The sequence below is a fragment of the Streptomyces sp. NPDC096339 genome, from assembly GCF_044762985.1.
In the GTDB taxonomy this organism is placed as follows: Bacteria; Actinomycetota; Actinomycetes; order Streptomycetales; family Streptomycetaceae; genus Streptomyces.
In genome coordinates this window covers 21,635-43,520 of record NZ_JBIWFI010000052.1, presented here as the reverse complement: position 1 = coordinate 43,520, position 21,886 = coordinate 21,635, and the positions used below count along the sequence as shown (strand labels likewise).

Here is a 21,886-nt window from a genome sequence, read left to right as displayed (position 1 = left end):
CGTGCACAGTGACATCTTGGTGACAGGGTGTGGCGATCTCGGGACTGGGGCTACGATGACCGGCACAAGGACGGACGGCGTAAGGATGCCGTCCTCTGGGGCGGGGCCCGGCGGACAGGCCGGAGCCTTGAGCCGGGGAGGCCCCATGCCGGGGCGAGGAGGACAGGGCATGGTGCAGAAGGCCAAGATCCTCCTGGTCGACGACCGGCCGGAGAATCTGCTGGCGTTGGAGGCCATCCTCTCCGCGCTCGATCAGACACTGGTCCGGGCGTCGTCGGGGGAGGAAGCGCTCAAAGCGCTGCTGACGGACGATTTCGCGGTCATCCTGCTGGATGTGCAGATGCCGGGAATGGACGGTTTCGAAACCGCCGCGCACATCAAGCGGCGGGAACGGACCCGGGACATCCCGATCATCTTCCTCACCGCGATCAACCACGGTCCGCACCACACGTTCCGCGGCTACGCGGCCGGTGCGGTGGATTACATCTCCAAGCCCTTCGACCCGTGGGTGCTGCGGGCCAAGGTCTCGGTGTTCGTGGAGCTGTACACCAAGAACTGCAAGCTGCGGGAGCAGGCGGCGCTGCTGCGGCTCCAGTTGGAGGGCGGCGGTTCCAACGGCGACGGCAGCAGGGAGACGGCCGGACTGCTGGCCGAGCTCTCCGCGCGGCTCGCCGCCGTCGAGGAACAGGCCGAGGCGCTGACCAAGCAACTCGGTGAGGATTCGGCCGACGCGGGCGTGGTGGCGACCGCGGCGCACCTGGAGCGCAAGCTCACCGGACTGCGCAGGGCCCTGGACGCGCTGGAGCCCGGTACCGGGGGAGCGGTGCTGCCCGCCCAGGGCTGAGCCGGGACGCCGCCGCCGCGCCGCGCCCCGGTCGGGACCCGGGCGCGGGCCGGCTGCGGGAGCCGAGGCGCCGACGCGCGCCCGGGTGCCGTGAAGCCGCCCCGAGGCGCGGGCTGAGGCTTCGTCAGGTTTGGTGGGGCGTCAAAGAGCCTACGGGGCACGCGACACGAACGGGTGAAGGGGTGGGCACGCGTGTCCACCAGGGCGCGCACCGGTAACCTCGGGCCCATGGCCTCAAGTACGTCCGGCAAGGGTTCCCCGAGCACCGCGGGCACCGCGAAGAGCCGCACCGGCCGTACGACGGCGCCGGCGAAGAAGGCGGCTCCCGCGCGCAAACCGCCCGCCAAGAAGGCCGCGGCGGCCAAGCGCGCCCCGGTCAAGAAGGTCGCGGCCAAGCCCGCGCCCTCCCCGACCGGGGGTGTGCTGCGGCTGGTGCGCGCCGTGTGGCTCGGCTGCGCGCACGCGGTCGGCGCGGTCTTCCGCGGCATCGGGAACGGGGCCAAGAACCTCGACCCCGCCCACCGCAAGGACGGCGTCGCGCTGCTGCTGCTCGCCCTCGCGCTGATCGTCGCCGCCGGAACCTGGTCGAATCTGAGCGGGCCCGTCGGGGACCTGGTCACCATGCTGGTCACGGGGGCCTTCGGGCGGCTGGACCTGCTGGTGCCGATCCTGCTCGGCGTGATGGCGGTACGTTTCATCCGCCACCCCGAACAGACCGACGCCAACGGCCGCATCGGCATCGGCCTCTCCGCCCTCGTCATCGGCGTGCTCGGACTGGTCCACATCGCCTGTGGTGCCCCCGGCCGCGACGAGGGCACCACCGCCATGCAGAACGCGGGCGGGCTCATCGGCTGGGGCGCCTCCAAGCCGCTGATCTTCACCATGGGCGCGCCGCTGGCCGTGCCCATGCTGGTGCTGCTCACCGTCTTCGGGCTGCTCGTGGTCACCGCGACCCCGGTCAACGCGATCCCGCAGCGGCTGCGCCGGCTCGGGATCCGACTCGGGATCATCGCCCCGAACGAGTACGACGAGGGCTACGGGGAGCAGGAGGACGGGGCCCCGGCCCGGCGGGACCGGCGGGACCGTCATGATGCAGAGCAGTGGCGGGCCCGGACGGGCGCGGCCGCCGGCTCCGGCGATCCCGCGGACGCGGCCGAGGAGGAGGCGCTGGCCCGGCGCCGGCGCCCGCGCAGGGCCCGGCCGTCCATGGACCGGGAGATGGACGCCGTGGACGTGGCCGCCGCGGCCGCCGCGGCGCTGGACGGGGTGGTCTACGGCGGGATGCCGCCCTCGCCCCTCGTCGCCGATCTCACCCAGGGGATCACGCCCGAGCGGGAGGGTGTGGAGATCACCGCTCCCGTGCCGCCCGCCCGCGAGGAGCGCCCCGTACCGGAGGCGGCTCCCGCGTCCGCTCCGGCCGAGGCGCCGCACGCCACGACCGCCGCGGCCTCCGGGACGCTGTCGGTGCCCGATCTGACCAAGGCCCCGCCCGAGACCCAGCCGCTGCCGCCGCGCGCCGAACAACTCCAGCTGCGCGGCGACATCACGTACTCCCTGCCCTCGCTGGACCTGCTGGAGAAGGGCGGGCCCGGCAAGACCCGCAGCGCCGCCAACGACGCGGTCGTCGCCTCGCTGCGCAACGTGTTCACCGAGTTCAAGGTCGACGCGGACGTCACCGGCTTCACCCGGGGCCCGACCGTCACCCGGTACGAGGTCACGCTGGGCGCGGCGGTCAAGGTCGAGCGGATCACCGCGCTGACCAAGAACATCGCCTACGCCGTGGCCTCGCCGGACGTGCGGATCATCAGCCCGATCCCGGGCAAGTCGGCGGTCGGCATCGAGATCCCGAACACCGACCGGGAGATGGTCAACCTCGGTGACGTACTGCGCCTCGCGGACGCGGCCGAGGACGACCACCCGATGCTGGTGGCGCTCGGCAAGGACGTCGAGGGCGGCTACGTCATGGCCAACCTCGCGAAGATGCCGCACGTGCTGGTGGCCGGCGCCACCGGCTCCGGCAAGTCCTCCTGCATCAACTGCCTGATCACCTCGATCATGGTCCGGGCCACGCCGGAGGACGTGCGGATGGTCCTCGTCGACCCCAAGCGGGTCGAGCTGACGGCGTACGAGGGCATCCCGCACCTGATCACGCCGATCATCACCAACCCCAAGCGGGCCGCTGAGGCCCTCCAGTGGGTCGTGCGCGAGATGGACCTGCGCTACGACGACCTGGCGGCCTTCGGCTACCGGCACATCGACGACTTCAACCAGGCGATCCGGGACGGCAAGATCAAGCTGCCGCCGGGCAGCGAGCGCGAGCTCAGCCCCTACCCGTACCTGCTGGTGATCGTCGACGAGCTGGCCGACCTGATGATGGTGGCCCCGCGCGACGTCGAGGACTCGATCGTCCGCATCACCCAGCTGGCCCGCGCGGCCGGCATCCACCTGGTGCTCGCGACCCAGCGGCCCTCGGTGGACGTGGTGACGGGTCTGATCAAGGCGAACGTGCCCTCGCGGCTCGCCTTCGCGACCTCCTCGCTGGCCGACAGCCGGGTCATCCTCGACCAGCCGGGCGCGGAGAAGCTCATCGGCAAGGGCGACGGCCTGTTCCTGCCGATGGGCGCGAACAAGCCCGTCCGCCTCCAGGGCGCCTTCGTCACCGAGGACGAGATCGCCGGGATCGTGCAGCACTGCAAGGACCAGATGGCGCCCGTCTTCCGGGACGACGTCACCGTCGGGCAGAAACAGAAGAAGGAGATCGACGAGGACATCGGCGACGACCTGGACCTGTTGTGCCAGGCGGCGGAGCTGGTGGTCTCGACCCAGTTCGGCTCCACCTCGATGCTCCAGCGCAAGCTGCGCGTGGGTTTCGCCAAGGCCGGCCGGCTCATGGACCTGATGGAATCGCGGGGGATCGTCGGCCCGAGCGAGGGTTCGAAAGCGCGCGACGTCCTGCTCAAGGCCGACGAGCTGGACGCCGTGCTCGCCGTCATCCGAGGCGAGACCGGACCGTAAGCAAACGGCGGGCAACCGTTTCCCTTGGCCCCGCGTCAAGTTGAACGGAGGGGAGCTTCCCTCGCCATTCGGATGGCGTAGGAAGTGCACCCTCCGGTTGCTCCACCCTTTCGTCACCCCCCTAGACTGGACATCCAGCAGGTGGCTACACGCTCGAAAGGCGCCCTCGTGTCCATCGGCAACTCCAACTCCCCCGAAGAGAAGCGGCCTTCGACCGACGACCGGTCCGAGGACCGCATCGTCGAACGTACCGTCGAAGGACCGTCCATCGGGACGGCCCTCAAGAAGGCCCGGATCGCCGCCGGGCTGACAGTCGACGAGGTCAGTTCCACCACCCGCGTGCGCATCCCGATCGTGCACGCGATCGAAGAGGACGACTTCACGCGGTGCGGCGGCGACGTCTACGCCCGCGGTCACATCCGTACGCTCGCCCGCGCCGTGCACCTCGATCCGGCACCCCTGATCGAGAGCTACGACGCGGCCCACGGCGGCCGGCCGGCACCCACCCCCGCCGCGCCGATGTTCGAAGCCGAGCGGATCCGCCCCGAGCGGCAGCGGCCCAACTGGACCGCCGCCATGGTCGCGGCCATCGTCGCCGTGATCGGCTTCGTCGGCTTCACCGCGTTCAGCGGCGGCGACGAGAAGGGCAAGCGGCCCGTGGCGGAAGGTTCCGCCTCACCGAAGCCCGCACCCAAGCAGAGCGGCGGAAAGCCCGCCGTGCAGCCCCAGCAGACCCCGCAGGCGCCCAAGCCGGAGCCTTCGGACAGCGCCATCGCCGCGGCACCGAAGGACCTCGTCACGGTCGTCCTGACGGCCGAGAAGGGCGAGAGCTGGATCTCCGCGAAGGACCACAGCGGCCGGCTGCTCTTCGACGGCACCCTCGCGCAGGGCGAGTCGAAGACCTTCACGGACAAGGAGTCCGTCGACCTCGTGCTCGGCGACGCCGGGGCCGTGAAGCTGTTCGTGAACGGCAAGGAGATCAAGGACGACTTCCAGTCGGGCCAGGTGGAACGTCTCACATACACCAAGCAGGACCCGCTCCAGAATCAGCCCCAGGCGGGCTGAGCCCGGTCCGCCCTAGGGCGGAACGCTTTGATCCGGATCCCCGGGGTGCCCTTCCGCACCCCGGGGATCTTGATGTAAGGGGACTTGGGGCCGGGGTCGGCGCCGGGACGAAGTAGTCTTGAGTCCATGCCCGAACGCCGTACCGTCGCCCTTGTCACTCTTGGCTGCGCCCGTAACGAGGTGGACTCGGAGGAGCTCGCAGGCCGCTTGGCGGCGGATGGCTGGGAGCTCGTCGAGGACGCCGCCGATGCGGACGTAGCCGTCGTCAACACCTGCGGCTTCGTCGAAGCCGCCAAGAAGGACTCCGTAGACGCCCTCCTGGAAGCCAACGATCTCAAGGATCACGGCAAGACCCAGGCCGTCGTCGCCGTCGGCTGTATGGCCGAGCGCTACGGCAAGGAACTCGCCGAAGCGCTCCCCGAGGCCGACGGAGTCCTCGGTTTCGACGACTACGCCGACATCTCCAACCGCCTCCAGACCATCCTCAACGGTGGCAGCGTCGAGGCCCACACCCCGCGCGACCGCCGCAAGCTGCTGCCGATCAGCCCGGCCGAGCGCCAGGACACCGCGGTGGCCCTGCCCGGACACGCCCAGGCCCCCGACGACGCAGCCGCCCCCTCGGACCTCCCCGAGGGCCTCGCGCCCGCCTCCGGGCCGCGCGCGCCGCTTCGCCGCCGCCTCGACAAGAGCCCCGTGGCCTCGGTCAAGCTGGCCTCCGGCTGTGACCGGCGCTGCTCCTTCTGCGCCATCCCGTCCTTCCGCGGCTCGTTCATCTCCCGCCGCCCCAGCGACGTGCTGGGCGAGACGCGCTGGCTCGCCGAGCAGGGCGTCAAGGAGATCATGCTGGTCTCCGAGAACAACACCTCGTACGGTAAGGACCTCGGCGACATCCGCCTGCTGGAGACCCTGCTGCCCGAGCTCGCCGCCGTGGACGGCATCGAGCGCGTCCGCGTCAGCTACCTCCAGCCCGCCGAGATGCGCCCGGGCCTGATCGACGTACTGACCTCGACCCCCAAGGTCGTGCCGTACTTCGACCTGTCCTTCCAGCACTCCGCCCCCGACGTGCTGCGCGCCATGCGCCGCTTCGGTGACACCGACCGCTTCCTGGAGCTGCTGGACACCATCCGCTCCAAGGCCCCGCTGGCCGGCGTGCGGTCCAACTTCATCGTCGGCTTCCCCGGCGAGACGGAAGCCGACTTCGCGGAGCTGGAGCGGTTCCTCACCCACGCCCGCCTCGACGCCATCGGCGTCTTCGGCTACTCGGACGAGGACGGCACCGAGGCCGTCGGCTACGAGAACAAGCTGGACGAGGACACGATCGCCGAGCGTCTCGCGCACATGCAGCGGCTCGCCGAGGAGCTCACCTCGCAGCGCGCGGAGGAGCGGATCGGAGAGACCCTGGAGGTGCTCGTCGAGTCCGTCGAGGCCGTCGGCGGGGAGGACGAGGACGAGGTCGGCGCCTACGGGCGCGCCGCGCACCAGGCGCCGGAGACCGACGGCCAGGTCGTCTTCACGGACAGCACGGGCCTGGTCCCCGGGCGCATCGTCACGGCGAAGGTGGTCGGAACCCTGGGCGTGGACCTCGTGGCGGAGCCGCTGGGCCTGGAACTCGAGGAGGCGGCCGGATGACCGGAGTCCCGGCATCTGCGGCGGGCGGGACCGGCCGCCGGCCGGCGCCCGGCGCGAAGCTGGGGGCCGCGGCCGTCAATCAGGCCAGCCTGTGGAACATCGCCAACATCCTGACGATGATCAGGCTCGTGCTCGTGCCGGGGTTCGTCCTCCTGCTGCTGGCCGACGGCGGGTACGACCCCGTCTGGCGGGCGTGGGCGTGGGCGGCGTTCGCCGTCGCCATGATCACGGACATCTTCGACGGGCACCTGGCCCGGACGTACAACCTGGTCACGGACTTCGGCAAGATCGCCGACCCGATCGCCGACAAGGCGATCATGGGGTCCGCGCTGATCTGCCTGTCCTGGCTGGGCGACCTGCCCTGGTGGGTGACCGGGGTGATCCTGGGCCGGGAGCTCGGGATCACGCTGATGCGCTTCTGGGTGATCCGCTACGGGGTGATTCCGGCCAGCCGGGGCGGCAAGATGAAGACCCTCGCCCAGGGCACCGCCGTGGGCATGTACGTGCTCGCTCTGACCGGGGCGCTGGCGACGATGCGCTTCTGGGTGATGGCGCTCGCCGTGGTGCTGACCGTCCTCACCGGTTTGGACTACATCCGGCAGGCGGTCGTACTGCGCCGCAAGGGTCTCGCGGCGGAGCGGGCCTCGGCGTGACAGGGGTGGCGGGGGAGAGCACCGGGAATTCCGTGGGGGCGGAATCCGGTGCGCGTGCCGTCGCGGTGGCGACGGAAGTGTTGCGCCTGCTCGCGGAGAGTGACGAGACCCTCGCGGTGGCGGAGTCCCTGACCGGCGGCATGGTGGCCGCCGAGCTCACGGCCGTCCCCGGGGCCTCCCGGTCCTTCCGCGGCTCCGTCACGGCGTACGCCACGGAGCTCAAGCACCGGGTCCTGGGAGTGGACGCGGGGCTGCTTGCGGCCGAAGGTGCGGTGAACGCGCAGGTCGCGGGGGAGATGGCGGCCGGAGTGCGGCGGGTGCTCGGTGCTTCGTGGGGGATCGCGACCACCGGAGTGGCCGGTCCCGACCCGCAGGACGGACAGCCGGTGGGCACCGTCTTCGTCGCCGTGGACGGTCCGGTGGGCAGGAAAACGGCTCGGCTGAGGTTGAACGGCTCCCGTGCGGAAATCCGTAGGGAGAGTGCACGCACAGTGCTCGAACTTCTCTCAAGCCAACTCCGTGAGAATGCGCGGAGGCAGGATACGGAACAGAACGGGGGGATTTGATGTTTGCAGCCCTGAGTGAACACGACATCGCTCCCCGCACGGCCGCGGCGCGAGGCGGTACGGTGGGGCGTGAAGGATGCGGCTACACGGTCAGAGGAGGGAGCCACCGATGATTCTGCTCCGTCGCCTGCTGGGTGACGTGCTGCGTCGGCAGCGCCAGCGCCAGGGCCGTACTCTGCGCGAAGTCTCCTCGTCGGCCCGAGTTTCGCTCGGCTATCTCTCCGAGGTGGAGCGGGGGCAGAAGGAGGCATCCTCCGAGCTGCTCTCCGCGATCTGCGACGCGTTGGACGTACGGATGTCCGAGCTGATGCGCGAAGTCAGCGATGAACTGTCGCTGGCCGAGCTGGCACAGTCGGCCGCGGCAAGCGAACCGGTGAGTGTGCCGGTACGCCCGATGCTCAATTCGGTCTCCATGACTTCGGTCGCGGGCCCGGAGCGGGTGACCATCAAGGCGCCTGCGGAAGCGGTGAATGTCGTAGCCGCGTGAGCGAGCACGTCGGTTCGTGAGTGTGGCCGGAGCCCCGTCCGGTGCGTTGAGCACCGGACGGGGCTCCCGGCCGTTCTGGGTGCGGGCTCGCGGGGGGTGCGGGAGGATGGGGCCGTCCGGGTCCCGGCCCCTGGGAGGCAGTCGTGCGGCGGTTACCGCGACTGCCCCTGGCGTTGGCCCTGACGGTGGGGCTGCTGTGGTGGTGGGCCGTACTGCGGCTGGTGCTCGTACCGGCGCAGGCCGGGCCGGTCGAGGGCGTGGTGGCCGTGGGCGGATGGGGGCTGGGGCTGCTGCCGGTGCACTGTGTGCCGCGCCCGGTGCGGAGGGCTCGGCCGGGGCCGTCAGGCACTGCCGTCGAATCCGCTACCAGGGCATCGACACTCCACCGTTCGGGCGAAGGATCTGGCCCGTCATGAAGGACGAGGCGTCCGACGCCAGGTAGAGCACGGCCTGGGCGATGTCCTCCGGCTCGCCGACCCGGCGCAGCGGGGACATGCGGACCATCATCGCCTCGGTCTGTTCCTGCACCTCGGGGCTGTGCCGACCGGTCATCGGGGTGCGGATCCAGCCGGGCGCGACCGCGTTGACCCGGATGCCGTGCGGGCCGGCCTCGGTGGCGAGGGTCTTCGTCAGCTGGACCACCGCGGCCTTGGCGGCGCTGTAGCAGAGCAGGCCGGGCTGGGCGGCGTCCACGGCGCCGGAGGCCATGGTGACGATGGAACCGGGCCGGCCCGCCGCGATCATGGCGCGGGCGGCCTCCTGGCAGGTGCGCAGGACTCCCTTGAAGTTGATGTCGAGGACCCGGTCGAGGTCCTCGTCGGCCGTCTCCAGGACGCTGCTGCTGTGCATGATCCCGGCGATCGCGGCGGCGATGTCGAGCGGGCCGGCCGCGGCTACGGCCGCGCGCAGCGCCTCCCGGTCGGTGACGTCGAGGGGGTGGGCGGTGGCGTCGCCGCCCGCCTTGGCGGCGAGGGCGGCCGTTTCGGCGAGGCCCTGTTCGTCGCGGTCCGCGCAGTGGACGTGCGCGCCCGCGGCGGCGAGGAGGACGGCGGTGGCCCGGCCTATGCCGCTGGCGGCGCCGGTGACCAGGGCGGTGCGGCCGGTGAGGTCGTACGAGGCTGTGGGTGTGGGCATGCCGGGACCGTACGAGCGGATCTGACGGTGCGTCAACTAGGCGGTGGGGCCGGATTGGCAGCGCGGGCACCAGTACGTGGGCCGGCCGTCCTGCGGGGCCTCGCGGACGGGCGTGCCGCAGCGCAGGCAGGGGGCGTGCGTGCGTCCGTACACGAACAGCTCCTGGCCGGGGCGGCGGCTGCCGGTGGTGTTGCGGCGCCGATGGGTGTCGCCGACGTTGGCGGCGAGCAGGCGGTGGGCGGCGGCGGCCAGCCGGGGGAGCGTGGTTCCGGGGTCGGGGAGGGCGGCGACCGGGGTCCAGGGGGTGACCTGGGCGAGGAAGCAGAGCTCGGCCTTGTAGATGTTGCCGATCCCGGCGAGGTTGCGCTGGTCCAGGAGGGCCTCGCCGAGGGGGCGCTCGGGGGCCGAGAGGAGGTTGGCGGCGGCGAGGGCGGGATCCCAGTCCGGACCGAGGAGGTCGGGGCCGAGGTGGCCGACGGCACGGTCCTCCTCGGCGGTGCGGATCAGTTCCAGCACGGGCAGGCGGTAGCCGACCGCGGTGTGGTCGGCGGTGCCGAGGACGGCCCGGACCTCGTGGGCGGGGCCGCCGCGCCAGCGCTCTCCCGCGGGGTACACGTGCCAGGCGCCGTCCATCCGGAGGTGGCTGTGCAGAGTGAGGCCGCCCTCGAAGCGGGTGAGGAGGTGCTTGCCGCGGGGCGTGACGCCGAGGGTGACGCGGCCGGTGAGGTCGGCGGTGGCGAAGCGGGGGACGCGCAGGTCGCTGAGGGTGAGGGGCTTCCCGGCGAGGGCCGCGTGCAGCCGGTCCGCGACGCGGCGGATGCTGTCTCCTTCGGGCATGCCCCCATTCTCCGCCTCCGGGCGGAGTGGAGGGCGTCGAAGGGCGGGGGTTCCCGCGGCCGTGGGTGGGTGGGGTCGGCCCTCGGGGAGTAACGGCACGGAGATCAGCGGTAGCGGGACGACCTTGATTCCGATGCGGTGACGTGCCGGTTTTGCCTGGTCGGCGACTTCCTGGGCCGGTATGCCTTCACCCGGCTGCCGGTGCCGGTCGGGGCCTGCGGCAGCTGCGCGACCCGCACGGCGACGAGGAGAGGGACGACGGGTGGGCGCGGGGCCCGTGGAGTTGTGGGCGGGCCGGCGGAGTCACCTGCTCATGACTCCGTCGGCCCGCCCCCTTTTGTCGGCCTGGGGTCGAGTTCCGGGCCCCGCGCGGTACCGGTCGCTGCGTGCAGAGCCGTGTGTTGCCCGGTCGCGCGCTCGGCGAGGCTGGTGGGCGATCGGTGGGCACGGACGGCGGCGGGCGGTGGCGAGCGCCGTTGTGGACGAGGAACGGATGTAAGGCCTGGCTAGGCTTCGGTCCGCCTCTCCAGGCGGCTACCACGCGGCAGGGTCACGGACATGATGTCGCTGGGGCCGTCCAGTGCGATGCGGTGCCATCGCCCGCGCGGGACGATGGCCGCCGTTCCGGCCGCCAGCTTGATCTCCTCCTCCTTCCCTCCCGGCTGCTCCGGGCGGAAGCAGAGACGTATCCCGCCGGTGAGGCAGGACACGAGTTCGTCCGCCTCGGTGTGGATCTCCCAATGGTCGCCGTGCACGTCGGCGTCGGTCTCCACGTGGAAGGTCATCAACTGCCAGCCGTCCCGCTCGGAGTCGAACACGGGTTGCTCGGCGCGCAGCTGGCCAGTGTGGTCAAAGCGGATGAAGGAGGAGAAGAGATCGATCGGGGCAGTGGTCATGCCGAGACATCCATTCCGCGAGTTCATCTGGTGGGTTGTGTGCATGGGCGCCGACATGGTCGGCCGTGGCCGCCTCGCTCGGCCAGGGCGCGGCGCAGGGCGGCATACGGTGCCCCCGCCCCCGCCCCGGCCCCTGGCGGACACCCTCCGGCCCGGTCAGCCGTACATGGCCACGCGGTAGAGAGCCGCAAGCGCGTCGTCGATGGGATGGGGCTGAGGCTTGCCGGACGAGTCGAACCTGTTCCACCTCTGCAGGTTCACCGCGACGGTCATCTGCCGCTTGCCGTCGGCACGGATCATGGATAGCGCTCCACCACCCCAGACCGTGCCGCCGTTTCCCCAGAAGGTGCCCTGACCGGGAGCCTTCATCGGGTGCAGGCCGAGGCCGTAGTCGATCGTCTTCAGCTCCTGGGAGACGACCGGGACGGTGCGTTGCATCTGCGCCAGGGACGACGGGCTGACGATCTCGCCGGCCATCAGCATGCCGAAGAAGCGGTTGAGGTCCGTGACGGTCGATATGAGCGAGCCCGCCGGGCCCGCGAAGGACATGTCGAAGACGCTGTAGTCGCGCGGCGGGTCGATCATGCCGAACCACGCCTCGTAGAGCTGCGAGTGCGGCCCGTCGATGTTCGGCCCGTCGGGGAATTCGGTGTCCCGGAGCCCGGCGCGCTCGATGACGTTCCGGGTGATGTACTGCTCGGCCATGGTGCCGGTCACCTGCTCCAGGAGTTGGGCGAGGAGCAGGTAGTTGGTGTTGGAGTACACCCCCGGCGTGCCGCCCGGGACGCCGACGGCAGGTGCGGTGACTCCCATCTCGATCAGTTCGGTGGGGTCGAACCGCGTGAACCGGTGGTCGTCCATGCTCTGGGGGCCGGTGCCGGCGAGGTCGGGGAACGCCTTGAAGGAGGGATAGGCGTACGGCAAGTACTCGGCTAGGCCGCTGGTGTGGTTGATCAGCATCCGGACCGTGATCGCGCCACCGCGTTCTCCGGGAACCAACCTCGGAAGGTACCGGCCGATCGGCGTGTCAAGACCGATCCGACCGCTCTCGACCTGCTGTAGAACCGCGGCGGCGGTGAAGGTCTTGGTGATGCTGCCGACCCGGTGCCGCATGTCGGCGGTGACGGGGCGGCCGGTGGCGACATCGGCGACCCCGGCGGCGCCGCGCCATACCTGGTCGCCGTCGCGCACCTCGGCGAACAGTCCCGGCATCCCGGCGCGGTGGACATTCTCGATGGCGGCGTCCAGCGCCGCGGGCTCCAGTAACTTCCTCACGTCATGCGTCCTTTCGCATTGCTCGGGGTGAGATCCACATCGGTCGCCCCACCCGGGTGACAGGGCACACGTGGCATGTCGACCCGCCTGCTGCCGGGTCGCTCGGCACGCTCATGCCCTATTGATGCACGCGGTGCGTGCAACAGCAAGTGCATAGGCTAGGCTGAGTCCGACGAGAGGGGCGAAATGGCAGGCCGAAGGCGCTGGTCCACCGAGGAAATCCTGGATGCGGCAGCGGAGTTGCTCCGCACGAGCGACGCCGAGTCGTTCAGCGTGCGCAAGCTCGCCGCGGTGCTCGGGACGGATTCCTCCAGCCTCTACCGGCACTTCCGCAGCAAGACCGAACTGCTGCGCGCGGTCGCCGACCGGATCCTCCTGGCCGCCATGGACGGCTATCGCCCCGAGGGCGACTGGAAGCAGCGCATCACGGCCTTGGCCCTGCGCGTGAGAGAGGCCTTCGGCCGGCAGCCCCAGCTCGCCACGGTCTGGGGACGGTATGCGTCAGGCGGCGCCGGTTCCCGGCTGGTCGTGGAAGAGACACTGCAGGCTCTGCGCGCGTCGGGACTGCCCGACGAGGAGATCCCGGCGCACTACCACCGGATCGCGGTCCTCATCGCCGCGTTGATCGCCTCCGAGGCCGGGGTCAGCACCATCACCCCGGAAGAGCACGAACAGGGCATGGAGCTGTTCCGTGTCGCGGTACTCGGCGCCGACCCCGAACGCTTCCCCGCCCTGGCTTACTTCGCCCGTGACGTCCGCCCCCTCGGGGCAGACCGCGGCGCCGCATTCGAAGAGATCCTCGCCGCCCAACTCGCCCACATCGAGGCCGCGGTCTGCCCGAGCTAGCCGACCGGCTCGGCGGTGTCGACGGACGACCGGAACCCCGATCATCAGATCGACGCCCTGCTGAGGGCCGGCGCCGACCGCGACCACATCCACGTCGACACCGCGAGCGGCCCGAAGGCGTCCCGGCCGAAGCTCGCGTCCGACCAGGCGGCCCGGTCGGTGGCCCGCCTCGTGCGATCGGCCAGGTGGGGGATGCGTACCGGGTGGGTCAGTGTGTCCGGCCTCGGACGGGACGGATTCCTCGCGAGGCTCTGCCTACGGGGATCCGCCAGCGCAGAACGGAGCATCCGCATGAAGGTCGCAGTTCTCGGCACCGGGGGTGGAGGTCGCGCGCACGCGGCCCGGCTGCTGGAGCTCGGACACCAGGTGTACGTCGGCACCCGGGACACCCAGGCCACCCTGGGCCGCTCCGAACCCGACTTCATGGGCATCGATCCCTTCGGGCAGTGGGCCGCCGCATACCCGGACATCGAGCTCATGAACTTCGACGCGGCCGCGGCCGCGGCCGACTTCGTCATCAACGGGATCGACGGGGCCAACGCGGTGCGGGTGCTGAGCGGGATCGGCCGGCACCTGGCCGGCAAGACCCTGATGGACTACGCGGTCCCGTTCGTCTACAACCCCGAGCAGGCCCACCCGTGGCCCACCCCCTGGGGGGTGATGCCCGCACTGGACCCGGTGGACCACGACAGCCTGGGGGAGCGGATCCAGCGCGCCGTCCCCGCGGCCAGGGTGGTCAAGGCGTGCGTCACCCAGGAGCAGCAGACCGCCGTCGACCCGAAGTCCGTGGCGGGCGGCGACCACACGATGTTCGTCGCGGGCGACCACGACGACGCCAAGGCGGAGGTCACCGCCCTGTTGCGGGCCTACGGCTGGCAGGACGTGCTCGACCTCGGTCCGCTCGTCTGCTCGCGCGGCATGGAGATGTACTCCCACATGCACAGCGCGATCCAGTTCGCGCTCGGGGGTGCCCGGTTCGGCATCAAGGTGATGCGCTGACGGGGGAGCCCGTGCGCAAAGGGGCGAGCCCCCGCGACGGGGTGCCGTCGCGGGGGCTCGCGGTGGGAAGGCGGAGGGCCTGATGGGCCGTCCCGTCACTTCCAGCTGAGCTCCTTGCCCTTGCTCATGTAGGGGTTGTTCCAGTACTGGGCGCCGGTCACCTTCGTCTGCGCGGACGGGGCCAGCGCGATCGCGCATTCCTGCTGCGTCTGGCCGTTGGTGAAGCCCTTCGGCAGCGACTCCTCCTTGCACTTCTCGAACTTGCCGATGACCGACACGCCCTGCGCCTCGCTGCCGTCCGGGAGCAGGCCCTTGATGTGGCTCACCGAGGTGAACGAGAGGTCCACGGTGCCGACGTTCTTGACCGTGTAACGGACGTAGTAGGGGACCATGCCCTTGACCCTGTCGCCGAGGTTCAGCGGAGCCAGGTCGGCGGGGTTGCCCTGCTCGACGGCGGTGACGGTCAGGGCGATGGTGCCGCCCTTGGTGTTGCCCGAGTCGAACGGAACCGTCGCGGTCTCACCCAGCTTGAAGGTCTGGCCCGGCTTGGCCGCGGCGCCGGCCGCGCCACCCGTGCCGCCCGAGGTCTCGTTGTAGCCGCCGGCGGACGGGCTGGCCGCACCGCCCGGGGCCTCGCTGTAGCCGCCGGCCGAGGGGCTGGCCGGGGCGCCCGTGGGGGCGGACGAGCTCGGCGCGGACGGCGCCGCCGGGTCCTCGTTCCCGTTCTTGCAGCCCGTCAGGGCCATGGTGCCCGCGACCGCGAGACCGACGGCGACCAGGGTGGACTTGCGCATGCTGATGGTGCTCACTTTTCTTCTCCCCCATGACTGTGCATCGTCAACGCGATGCCTGTGATCATCTTTGTAAGGGATGAATAAGTGGCTCTGCCAGTCCGGGAGTCGGTCGGCGACGGTCCTGTGACATGCCCAAGACATTCGAGTCCCTCCCGATACCCGAACGCCACGGTCGGACCACGTCACGAGCGCATGCGCAGCCCTCTCGGGGTGGCGTGGAAGCCGGCCGACTCCAAGGCGCGACCCAGGGGGGACGTCAGGGAGGCGGCGGCGTTGATCCGTTCCACGGTGAGGGCCGGGAGCGTGCCCGTGCGGGACGCCGCGGCCAGGGCATCCAACGCGGCCGCCAGGCGCGGGTCGGAGGGCTCCGGCCACGCCAACAGGGTCTTCCCGCCGCGCTCCAGATACAGCGTCAGCTCACCGTCCACCAGGACCACCAGGGAGCCCGCCTTCCGGCCCGGCTTGTGGGTGGCCCCGGCAGGCGGCTCCGGCCAGGGCAGCGCCGCACCGTACGCGTTCGCCGGATCGGCGGCGGCCAGCACCACCGCCGCCAGCGGGGGCGGTGTGCGCTCGGCCGCACGGAGCCGGTCCACCGCGCCGTCCATCGCGAACTGCGCCGCGCCGAGCCCCTCGACCACATAACCCCGCCGGGCCTGCCCGCTGTCCTCGAAGGCCGACAGGATCCGGTACACCGCGCTGAAGCCCCCTTCCACGCCCTCCGCCGCCACCGCGCCCCGGGTCACCACCCCGTGGCGGTCCAGCAGGGTCCGCGCCAGGGCGTGGGCCCGGTGCGTCGGGTCGGGGGCCTGGGACGGCAGCAGCGACCAGCGCCCCGAGACCGTGGGCGGGCCGGTACGGGACACCGTCGCGCTCAGCGTGCCGTACCGGCCGCGCGGCACCGTCCGCCGCGCCCGGTGGGCCGTCGAGCCCGCGGTACGGCCCGAGCCCAGCAGGGAACGCAACGGGGCCAGCGTGTCGTTCGTGAGCCGGCCCGACCAGGCCAGATCCCAGACGGCCGAGGAGAGGTCCAGGTCCGAGGCCTCGGGATGCCGGTCGCGCACCATCTGGGTGAGCTGGCGGAAGAACAGCCCGTACCCCCCGGCCAGGGCGTCCAGCACGGCCTCGTGCAGGGGGCCCAGCTCCAGCGGGTGCGGCGGCGGCAGGAGCAGCGGGGCCGCCTCCGCCAGATAGAGGGAGATCCAACCGTCCTTGCCCGGCAGGGCTCCCGCGCCCGCCCAGACCACCTCGCCGCTGGTCGTCAGCTCGTCCAGCAAGGACGGGGAGTACCCCGCGACCCGCGACGGGAGGATCAGCCGCTCCAGCGCCGACGCCGGTACCGGGGCGCCCTGCAACTGCTCGACCGCCCGGGCCAGGCCGTCGATGCCGCGCAGGGCCCCGCCCAGGTGCTGCCACTGCGGCAGGAACGTGGCCAGCGAGGTCGGTGGAACGGGCTCCACCTCCTGCCGCAGCGCCGCCAGCGAACGGCGCCGCAGCCTGCGCAGCACCGCCGCGTCGCACCACTCCTGGCCGATGCCCGCCGGATGGAACTCGCCCTGCACCACCCGGCCCGCCGCCGCGAGCCGGTTCAGGGCGCCCTCGGTCACCGCCGGGCCCAGGCCGAAGCGCGCCGCGACGGCGGCCGTGGTGAACGGCCCGTGGGTGCGCGCGTACCGGGCCAGCAGGTCGCCCAACGGATCCTTCACCGGCTCGGTGAACGCCTCCGGCACGCCCACCGGCAGCGCCGTGCCCAGCGCGTCCCGCAGCCGGCCCGCGTCCTCGATCGCCGCCCAGTGGTCGGCGCCCCCGATCCGGACCCGGATCGCCCGCCGCGCCGCCGCCAGGCCCGGGGCCCAGCCCGGATCCGCGCCGCGCTCCGCCAGCTCCGCATCGGTCAGGGGCCCCAGCAGCCGCAGCAGGTCGGCCACCGACTCGGCGTCCTTGGCCCGCCGGTCCTCCGTGAGCCACTGCAGCTCCCGCTCCAGCTCCTCCAGTACCTGCGCGTCGAGCAACTCGCGCAACTCCGCCTGCCCGAGCAGCTCGGCCAGCAGCCGGGAGTCCAGCGACAGCGCCGCCGCCCTGCGCTCGGCGAGCGGCGAGTCACCTTCGTACAGGAACTGCGCGACGTAGCCGAAGAGCAGGGAACGCGCGAAGGGCGACGGCTCCGGAGTGGTGACCTCCACCAACCGGACCCGGCGCGCCTCGATGTCACCCATCAGCTCGGTCAGCCCGGGCACGTCGAAGACGTCCTGGAGGCATTCCCGTACGGCTTCCAGCACGATCGGGAAGGAACCGAACTCGGAGGCCACCTGGAGCAGCTGCGAGGCGCGCTGCCGCTGCTGCCAGAGCGGGGTCCGCTTGCCGGGACTGCGGCGCGGCAGCAGCAGGGCACGCGCCGCGCACTCGCGGAATCGGGACGCGAACAGGGCGGAGCCGCCCACCTGATCGGTGACGATCTGGTTGACGTCGCCGTGGTCGAAGGCGACGTCGGCGGCGCCCAGCGGAGCCTGCTCGTCATCGAACTCGAACGAGGCCGAAGCGGTGGGATCGTGGTCCAGGAGGTCCATGGACAGCAGGTCCGCATCCGGCAGGCGCAGCACGATCCCGTCGTCCGCGTGCATCACCTGCGCGTCCATGCCGTACTTCTCGGCGAGACGGGCGCCCAGCGCCAGCGCCCAGGGGGCGTGCACCTGCGCGCCGAACGGGGAGTGGACGACGACCCGCCAGTCGCCCAGCTCGTCGCGGAAACGCTCCACCACGATCGTCCGGTCGTCCGGCACGTGCCCGCACGCCTCGCGCTGCTCGGTCAGATACGCCAGCACGTTCTCCGCGGCCCAGGCGTCCAGGCCCGCCGCCAGCAGCCGCAGCCGCGCGTCCTCCCCGGACAGCCCGCCGAGCTCGCGCAGGAACGCACCGACCGCACGGCCCAGTTCGAGCGGGCGACCCAACTGGTCGCCCTTCCAGAACGGCAACCGCCCCGGCACCCCGGGGGCCGGCGTGACCAGGACCCGGTCACGGGTGATGTCCTCGATCCGCCACGAGGTGGTGCCCAGCGTGAACACGTCCCCGACGCGGGACTCGTAGACCATCTCCTCATCGAGCTCCCCGACCCGACCGCCGCCCTTCTTCGGGTCGGACCCGGCGAGGAACACCCCGAACAGGCCGCGGTCCGGGATGGTGCCGCCGGAGGTGACCGCGAGACGCTGGGCCCCCGGCCGGCCCGTGACCGTCCCCGCGACGCGGTCCCACACCACCCGCGGTCTCAGCTCGGCGAACGCGTCCGACGGGTAGCGGCCCGCCAGCATGTCCAGGACCGCCGTGAACGCCGACTCCGGAAGCGCCGCGAACGGGGCCGCCCGCCGCACCAGGGCGAGCAGGTCGTCCAGCTGCCAGGTGTCCATCGCGGTCATCGCGACCAACTGCTGGGCGAGGACGTCGAGCGGATTGGAGGGGATGCGCAGGGACTCGATCGAACCGGTGCGCATCCGCTCGGTGACCACGGCCGCCTGCACCAGGTCGCCCCGGTACTTCGGGAAGACCACCCCCGTGGAGACCGCACCGACCTGGTGCCCGGCCCGGCCCACCCGCTGGAGCCCGGAAGCCACCGACGGCGGGGACTCCACCTGCACCACCAGGTCCACCGCGCCCATGTCGATGCCCAGTTCCAGGCTGGAGGTGGCGACCACGGCGGGCAGCCGGCCCGCCTTCAGGTCCTCCTCCACCAGGGCCCGCTGCTCCTTGGAGACCGAACCGTGGTGCGCCCGGGCCAGCAGCGGAGGCGCGCCGTGCGCGGCGCCCGACTGGGCCATGACCTCGGCGGGAGGCGCCCCCTCCGGCAGGCGCTCGCCCATCGCCCGCTCGTACCCGATCTCGTTCAGCCGGTTGCACAGCCGCTCCGCGAGACGGCGGGAGTTGGCGAACACGATCGTCGAACGGTGCGCCTGCACCAGATCCGCGATGCGCTCCTCCACATGCGGCCAGATCGACGGCTTGTCCCCGCCCTCCTTGCCCTCGCTCGCGGGAGAGCCGCCCAATTCGCCCATGTCCTGCACCGGGACGACCACCGACAGGTCGAACTCCTTCGCGGACGGCGGCTGGACGATCTCCACCTTGCCGCGCGGCGCCAGGTACCGCGCCACCTCGTCCACCGGCCGGACCGTCGCCGACAGCCCGATCCTGCGGGCCGGGCGCGGCAGCAGCTCGTCCAGCCGCTCCAGGGACAGCGCGAGGTGCGCCCCGCGTTTCGTCCCCGCGACGGCGTGGACCTCGTCCAGGATCACCGTCTCGATCCCGGTGAGCGCCTCGCGCGCCGACGACGTCAGCATCAGGAACAGCGACTCGGGCGTGGTGATCAGGATGTCCGGCGGGCGGGTGGCCAGCGCCCGGCGCTCGGCGGGCGGGGTGTCGCCCGAACGGATCCCGACCCGGATCTCCGGCTCGGGCAGCCCGAGCCGCACCGACTCCTGGCGGATCCCGGTCAGCGGACTGCGCAGATTGCGCTCCACGTCCACGGCGAGGGCCTTGAGCGGAGACACGTACAGCACGCGGCAGCGCTTGCGGGGCTCGGCGGGCGGCGGGGTCGAGGCGAGCTGGTCGAGCGCGGCGAGGAACGCGGCCAGCGTCTTCCCGGAGCCCGTGGGCGCGACGACGAGCACGTCCGACCCCTCCGAGATGGCCCGCCAGGCGCCCTCCTGGGCGGAGGTCGGCCTGACGAAGGCCCCCGTGAACCAGGAGCGGGTCGCGGGGGAGAACGAATCGAGCGCGGAGCCGGACATGCCCCCATCGTGCACCCCGCCACTGACAACGGGCCGGACCTGGGGAAACACCCCCGCAGGGTGAGGCGCAGAATGGGGGGATGGGGACGGACGCGGACGAGGGACGCCGGGAGTGGGCCAGGCACTGGCAGTACCCGGAGCTCCCCGGGCTGGACCTGCTGCGCGCCCACTACGTCCGCCACACCTTCCCGCGCCACGCGCACGACGGGTACGTCATCGCGGCCGTCACCGGCGGCATCGAGGAGATCGGCCTCCCCGGCCACGTACTGCGCGCCGGGCCGGGCAGCGTGGTCCTGATCAACCCCGAAGTGGCGCACACCGCGCGCGCCGGGGTGCCCGAGGGCTGGGCCTACGCCACCCTCTACCCCTCCCGCGAGCTGATCGCCGAGGTCGCCGCCGAGATCGGCACCCTGCGCGGCACGCCCGGCTTCACGGCCGACATGGTCGCCGACCCGCAGGCCTCGCGGACGATCACCGAGGTGCACCGGGCCGCCGAGGCGGGGAACGCGCTGGCCGCCGACACGATGCTGCGTGCCGTGGTCGCGCGGATGCTGACCCGGCACGCGGGACCGCTGCCGGCCCGCACGGTCCGCGGCACGGGCGGCGCCGACGCGGAAGCCGCCCGCGCCGTCCTGGAGGACCGCATGGCCGACCCGCCCTCCCTCGAACAGCTGGCGGCCGCACTGGGGACCAGCCCCTTCGCCCTGCTGCGGGCCTTCCGGGACCGGTACGGCATGCCGCCGCACACCTGGCTCACCGACGCCCGGGTCCGCCGGGCCCGCCGGCTCCTCGACGCGGGCACCCCGCCGGCGGAGGCGGCCGTGACGGTCGGCTTCACCGACCAGCCGCACCTGAACCGGCACTTCACCCGGATCGTGGGAGTCCCACCGGGCGCCTACCGGCGGGAGCGCGCCGGTTAGGCCCCGCCCATGGACACCGGGGGCCGTCGAGCACCGGCCGATGCCCCGCACCCCGCCCGAGGAGCTCGCCGAGCCGGCCCTGCGGCAGCGCGCGGAATTCGCCCGGCGCGGCGAGCCCGGGCTGGGGAAGGTCTCGGGCACGACCCGACCGGCCCGGCCGAGGCGCCGGCGGCCGCCGGGTCACCGCCGGGCCGGAGCGCTCACCGCCGGGCCGGAGCGCTCACCGCCGGGCCAGAGCGCTCGCTGCCGGCGGCGGAGTTCGCGCGGCCGGATCCGGCGGAACGCCGGGCTTCGCCCCACCGGCCCCCTGCGCCACGTGGCGGCTCGGGGACGGGCTCACCGAACCGCTCGGCGAGCCGCCGCGGCGGCGGGACCGACCCGGGGCGCGCAAGAACGTACAAGACCGCTCACCCCGCCCCCGCCTAGTTTCGGGGTGTGGGAAAGCAGATGACGATCAAAGAGCCGCAGACGCGAGCGGCAGCGGAAGGGCGGCCGCGGGCTGCCGTGGTCAGGGACGCGCTCGGGGTCGGCGTGGCCGTCGGGCTGTCCGGGTTCGCCTTCGGGGTGACCGCCGCCGGGGCCGGGATCAGCACCCTCCAGGCCTGCGTGCTCAGCCTGCTCGTCTTCACCGGCGCCTCCCAGTTCGCGCTGGTCGGAGCGCTGGCCGCGGGCGGCAACCCCTTCACCGCCGCCGCCGGGGCCTTCTTCCTCGGGACCCGGAACGCTTTCTACGGCCTGAGGCTGTCGCAGCTGCTCGCGCTGCCGCGCGCACTGCGCCCCTTCGCCGCGCACTGGGTGATCGACGAGACCACCGCCGTGGCACTCGCGCAGCAGGACCGCAGGTCGGCCCGGCTCGGCTTCGGCGTCACGGGGCTCGCCCTCTACGTGCTGTGGAACCTCACCACCCTGCTCGGCGCGCTCGGCGCCGAAGCCATCGGCGACACCAACGCGTGGGGACTGGACGCCGCCGGGCCCGCCGTGTTCCTGGCCCTCCTCGCTCCGATGCTGAAGACCGCCACCGAACGGGCCGTCGCCGCCCTCGCGCTCGTGCTGGGACTCGGATTCCTCCCGGTGCTGCCCGCGGGCGTGCCCGTGCTGATCGCGGCCCTCGCCGCCCCCGTCGTGCTCTGGATGAAGGGACGCCGCTCGTGAAC

The 21,886-nt window shown here is 72.3% G+C and carries 17 protein-coding genes; 11 read left to right on the top strand and 6 right to left on the bottom strand.

The window, feature by feature from the left end; genetic code table 11:
* The first annotated feature begins 169 nt into the window (after positions 1-169).
* From ACIQ5Y_RS37490 to ACIQ5Y_RS37460, 7 genes are all read left to right on the top strand, one after another.
* A complete protein-coding gene (locus ACIQ5Y_RS37490) occupies positions 170-844 on the top strand; it encodes a two-component system response regulator (protein WP_403891216.1) in 675 nt (224 codons plus the stop codon).
* Between the two features lie 228 nt (positions 845-1,072).
* Positions 1,073-3,859, top strand: a complete 2,787-nt coding sequence (locus tag ACIQ5Y_RS37485) for a DNA translocase FtsK (RefSeq protein ID WP_403891214.1) — start codon at positions 1,073-1,075, stop codon at positions 3,857-3,859.
* A 168-nt stretch (positions 3,860-4,027) separates the two neighbouring features.
* Positions 4,028-4,924, top strand: a complete 897-nt coding sequence (locus tag ACIQ5Y_RS37480; protein ID WP_403891237.1) for a helix-turn-helix domain-containing protein — start codon at positions 4,028-4,030, stop codon at positions 4,922-4,924.
* A 126-nt stretch (positions 4,925-5,050) separates the two neighbouring features.
* Positions 5,051-6,553, top strand: a complete 1,503-nt coding sequence (gene rimO, locus ACIQ5Y_RS37475; protein WP_403891211.1) for a 30S ribosomal protein S12 methylthiotransferase RimO — start codon at positions 5,051-5,053, stop codon at positions 6,551-6,553.
* On the top strand, positions 6,550-7,206 hold the full coding sequence (pgsA, locus tag ACIQ5Y_RS37470) for a CDP-diacylglycerol--glycerol-3-phosphate 3-phosphatidyltransferase (RefSeq protein ID WP_403891210.1): 657 nt from the start codon (positions 6,550-6,552) through the stop codon (positions 7,204-7,206). The genes rimO and pgsA overlap by 4 nt, the downstream gene beginning before the upstream one ends.
* Before the next feature lie 32 nt (positions 7,207-7,238).
* On the top strand, positions 7,239-7,772 hold the full coding sequence (locus ACIQ5Y_RS37465; RefSeq protein WP_403891208.1) for a CinA family protein: 534 nt from the start codon (positions 7,239-7,241) through the stop codon (positions 7,770-7,772).
* A gap of 109 nt (positions 7,773-7,881) precedes the next feature.
* Positions 7,882-8,259 (top strand): helix-turn-helix transcriptional regulator, encoded by a 378-nt coding sequence (locus ACIQ5Y_RS37460; RefSeq protein ID WP_328927975.1) that lies wholly within the window; start codon positions 7,882-7,884, stop codon positions 8,257-8,259.
* 363 nt (positions 8,260-8,622) lie between these two features.
* Here ACIQ5Y_RS37460 and ACIQ5Y_RS37455 read toward each other — a convergent pair whose 3' ends face one another.
* From ACIQ5Y_RS37455 to ACIQ5Y_RS37440, 4 genes are all read right to left on the bottom strand, one after another.
* Positions 8,623-9,393 carry an SDR family NAD(P)-dependent oxidoreductase gene (locus tag ACIQ5Y_RS37455; protein WP_403891205.1) on the bottom strand — a complete coding sequence of 257 codons (771 nt, stop codon included), beginning with the start codon at positions 9,391-9,393 and terminating at the stop codon, positions 8,623-8,625.
* 36 nt (positions 9,394-9,429) lie between these two features.
* Positions 9,430-10,230 (bottom strand): Fpg/Nei family DNA glycosylase, encoded by an 801-nt coding sequence (locus ACIQ5Y_RS37450; RefSeq protein ID WP_403891202.1) that lies wholly within the window; start codon positions 10,228-10,230, stop codon positions 9,430-9,432.
* Between the two features lie 506 nt (positions 10,231-10,736).
* A complete protein-coding gene (locus tag ACIQ5Y_RS37445) occupies positions 10,737-11,126 on the bottom strand; it encodes a cupin (protein ID WP_403891199.1) in 390 nt (129 codons plus the stop codon).
* Positions 11,127-11,282: 156 nt separating this feature from the next.
* On the bottom strand, positions 11,283-12,338 hold the full coding sequence (locus ACIQ5Y_RS37440; protein WP_403891234.1) for a serine hydrolase domain-containing protein: 1,056 nt from the start codon (positions 12,336-12,338) through the stop codon (positions 11,283-11,285).
* Positions 12,339-12,587: 249 nt separating this feature from the next.
* Here ACIQ5Y_RS37440 and ACIQ5Y_RS37435 point away from each other — a divergent pair, with 249 nt between their 5' ends.
* The gene (locus tag ACIQ5Y_RS37435; RefSeq protein WP_403891196.1) at positions 12,588-13,247 is read left to right on the top strand and encodes a TetR/AcrR family transcriptional regulator; all 660 of its coding nucleotides are present in this window, start codon (positions 12,588-12,590) and stop codon (positions 13,245-13,247) included.
* Positions 13,248-13,538: 291 nt separating this feature from the next.
* Positions 13,539-14,246: an NADPH-dependent F420 reductase gene (locus tag ACIQ5Y_RS37430; RefSeq protein WP_403891194.1), complete on the top strand. Its 708-nt coding sequence runs from the start codon at positions 13,539-13,541 to the stop codon at positions 14,244-14,246.
* Positions 14,247-14,341: 95 nt separating this feature from the next.
* Here ACIQ5Y_RS37430 and ACIQ5Y_RS37425 read toward each other — a convergent pair whose 3' ends face one another.
* Positions 14,342-15,055 (bottom strand): hypothetical protein, encoded by a 714-nt coding sequence (locus ACIQ5Y_RS37425; RefSeq protein ID WP_403891192.1) that lies wholly within the window; start codon positions 15,053-15,055, stop codon positions 14,342-14,344.
* A 167-nt stretch (positions 15,056-15,222) separates the two neighbouring features.
* On the bottom strand, positions 15,223-19,812 hold the full coding sequence (locus tag ACIQ5Y_RS37420; protein WP_403891189.1) for an ATP-dependent helicase: 4,590 nt from the start codon (positions 19,810-19,812) through the stop codon (positions 15,223-15,225).
* Between the two features lie 80 nt (positions 19,813-19,892).
* On the opposite strand from ACIQ5Y_RS37420, the gene ACIQ5Y_RS37415 reads away from it, so the two are divergent.
* Positions 19,893-20,732 carry an AraC family transcriptional regulator gene (locus ACIQ5Y_RS37415; RefSeq protein WP_403891186.1) on the top strand — a complete coding sequence of 280 codons (840 nt, stop codon included), beginning with the start codon at positions 19,893-19,895 and terminating at the stop codon, positions 20,730-20,732.
* A 447-nt stretch (positions 20,733-21,179) separates the two neighbouring features.
* On the top strand, positions 21,180-21,884 hold the full coding sequence (locus ACIQ5Y_RS37410) for an AzlC family ABC transporter permease (protein ID WP_403891183.1): 705 nt from the start codon (positions 21,180-21,182) through the stop codon (positions 21,882-21,884).
* The last annotated feature ends 2 nt before the right edge of the window (positions 21,885-21,886 follow it).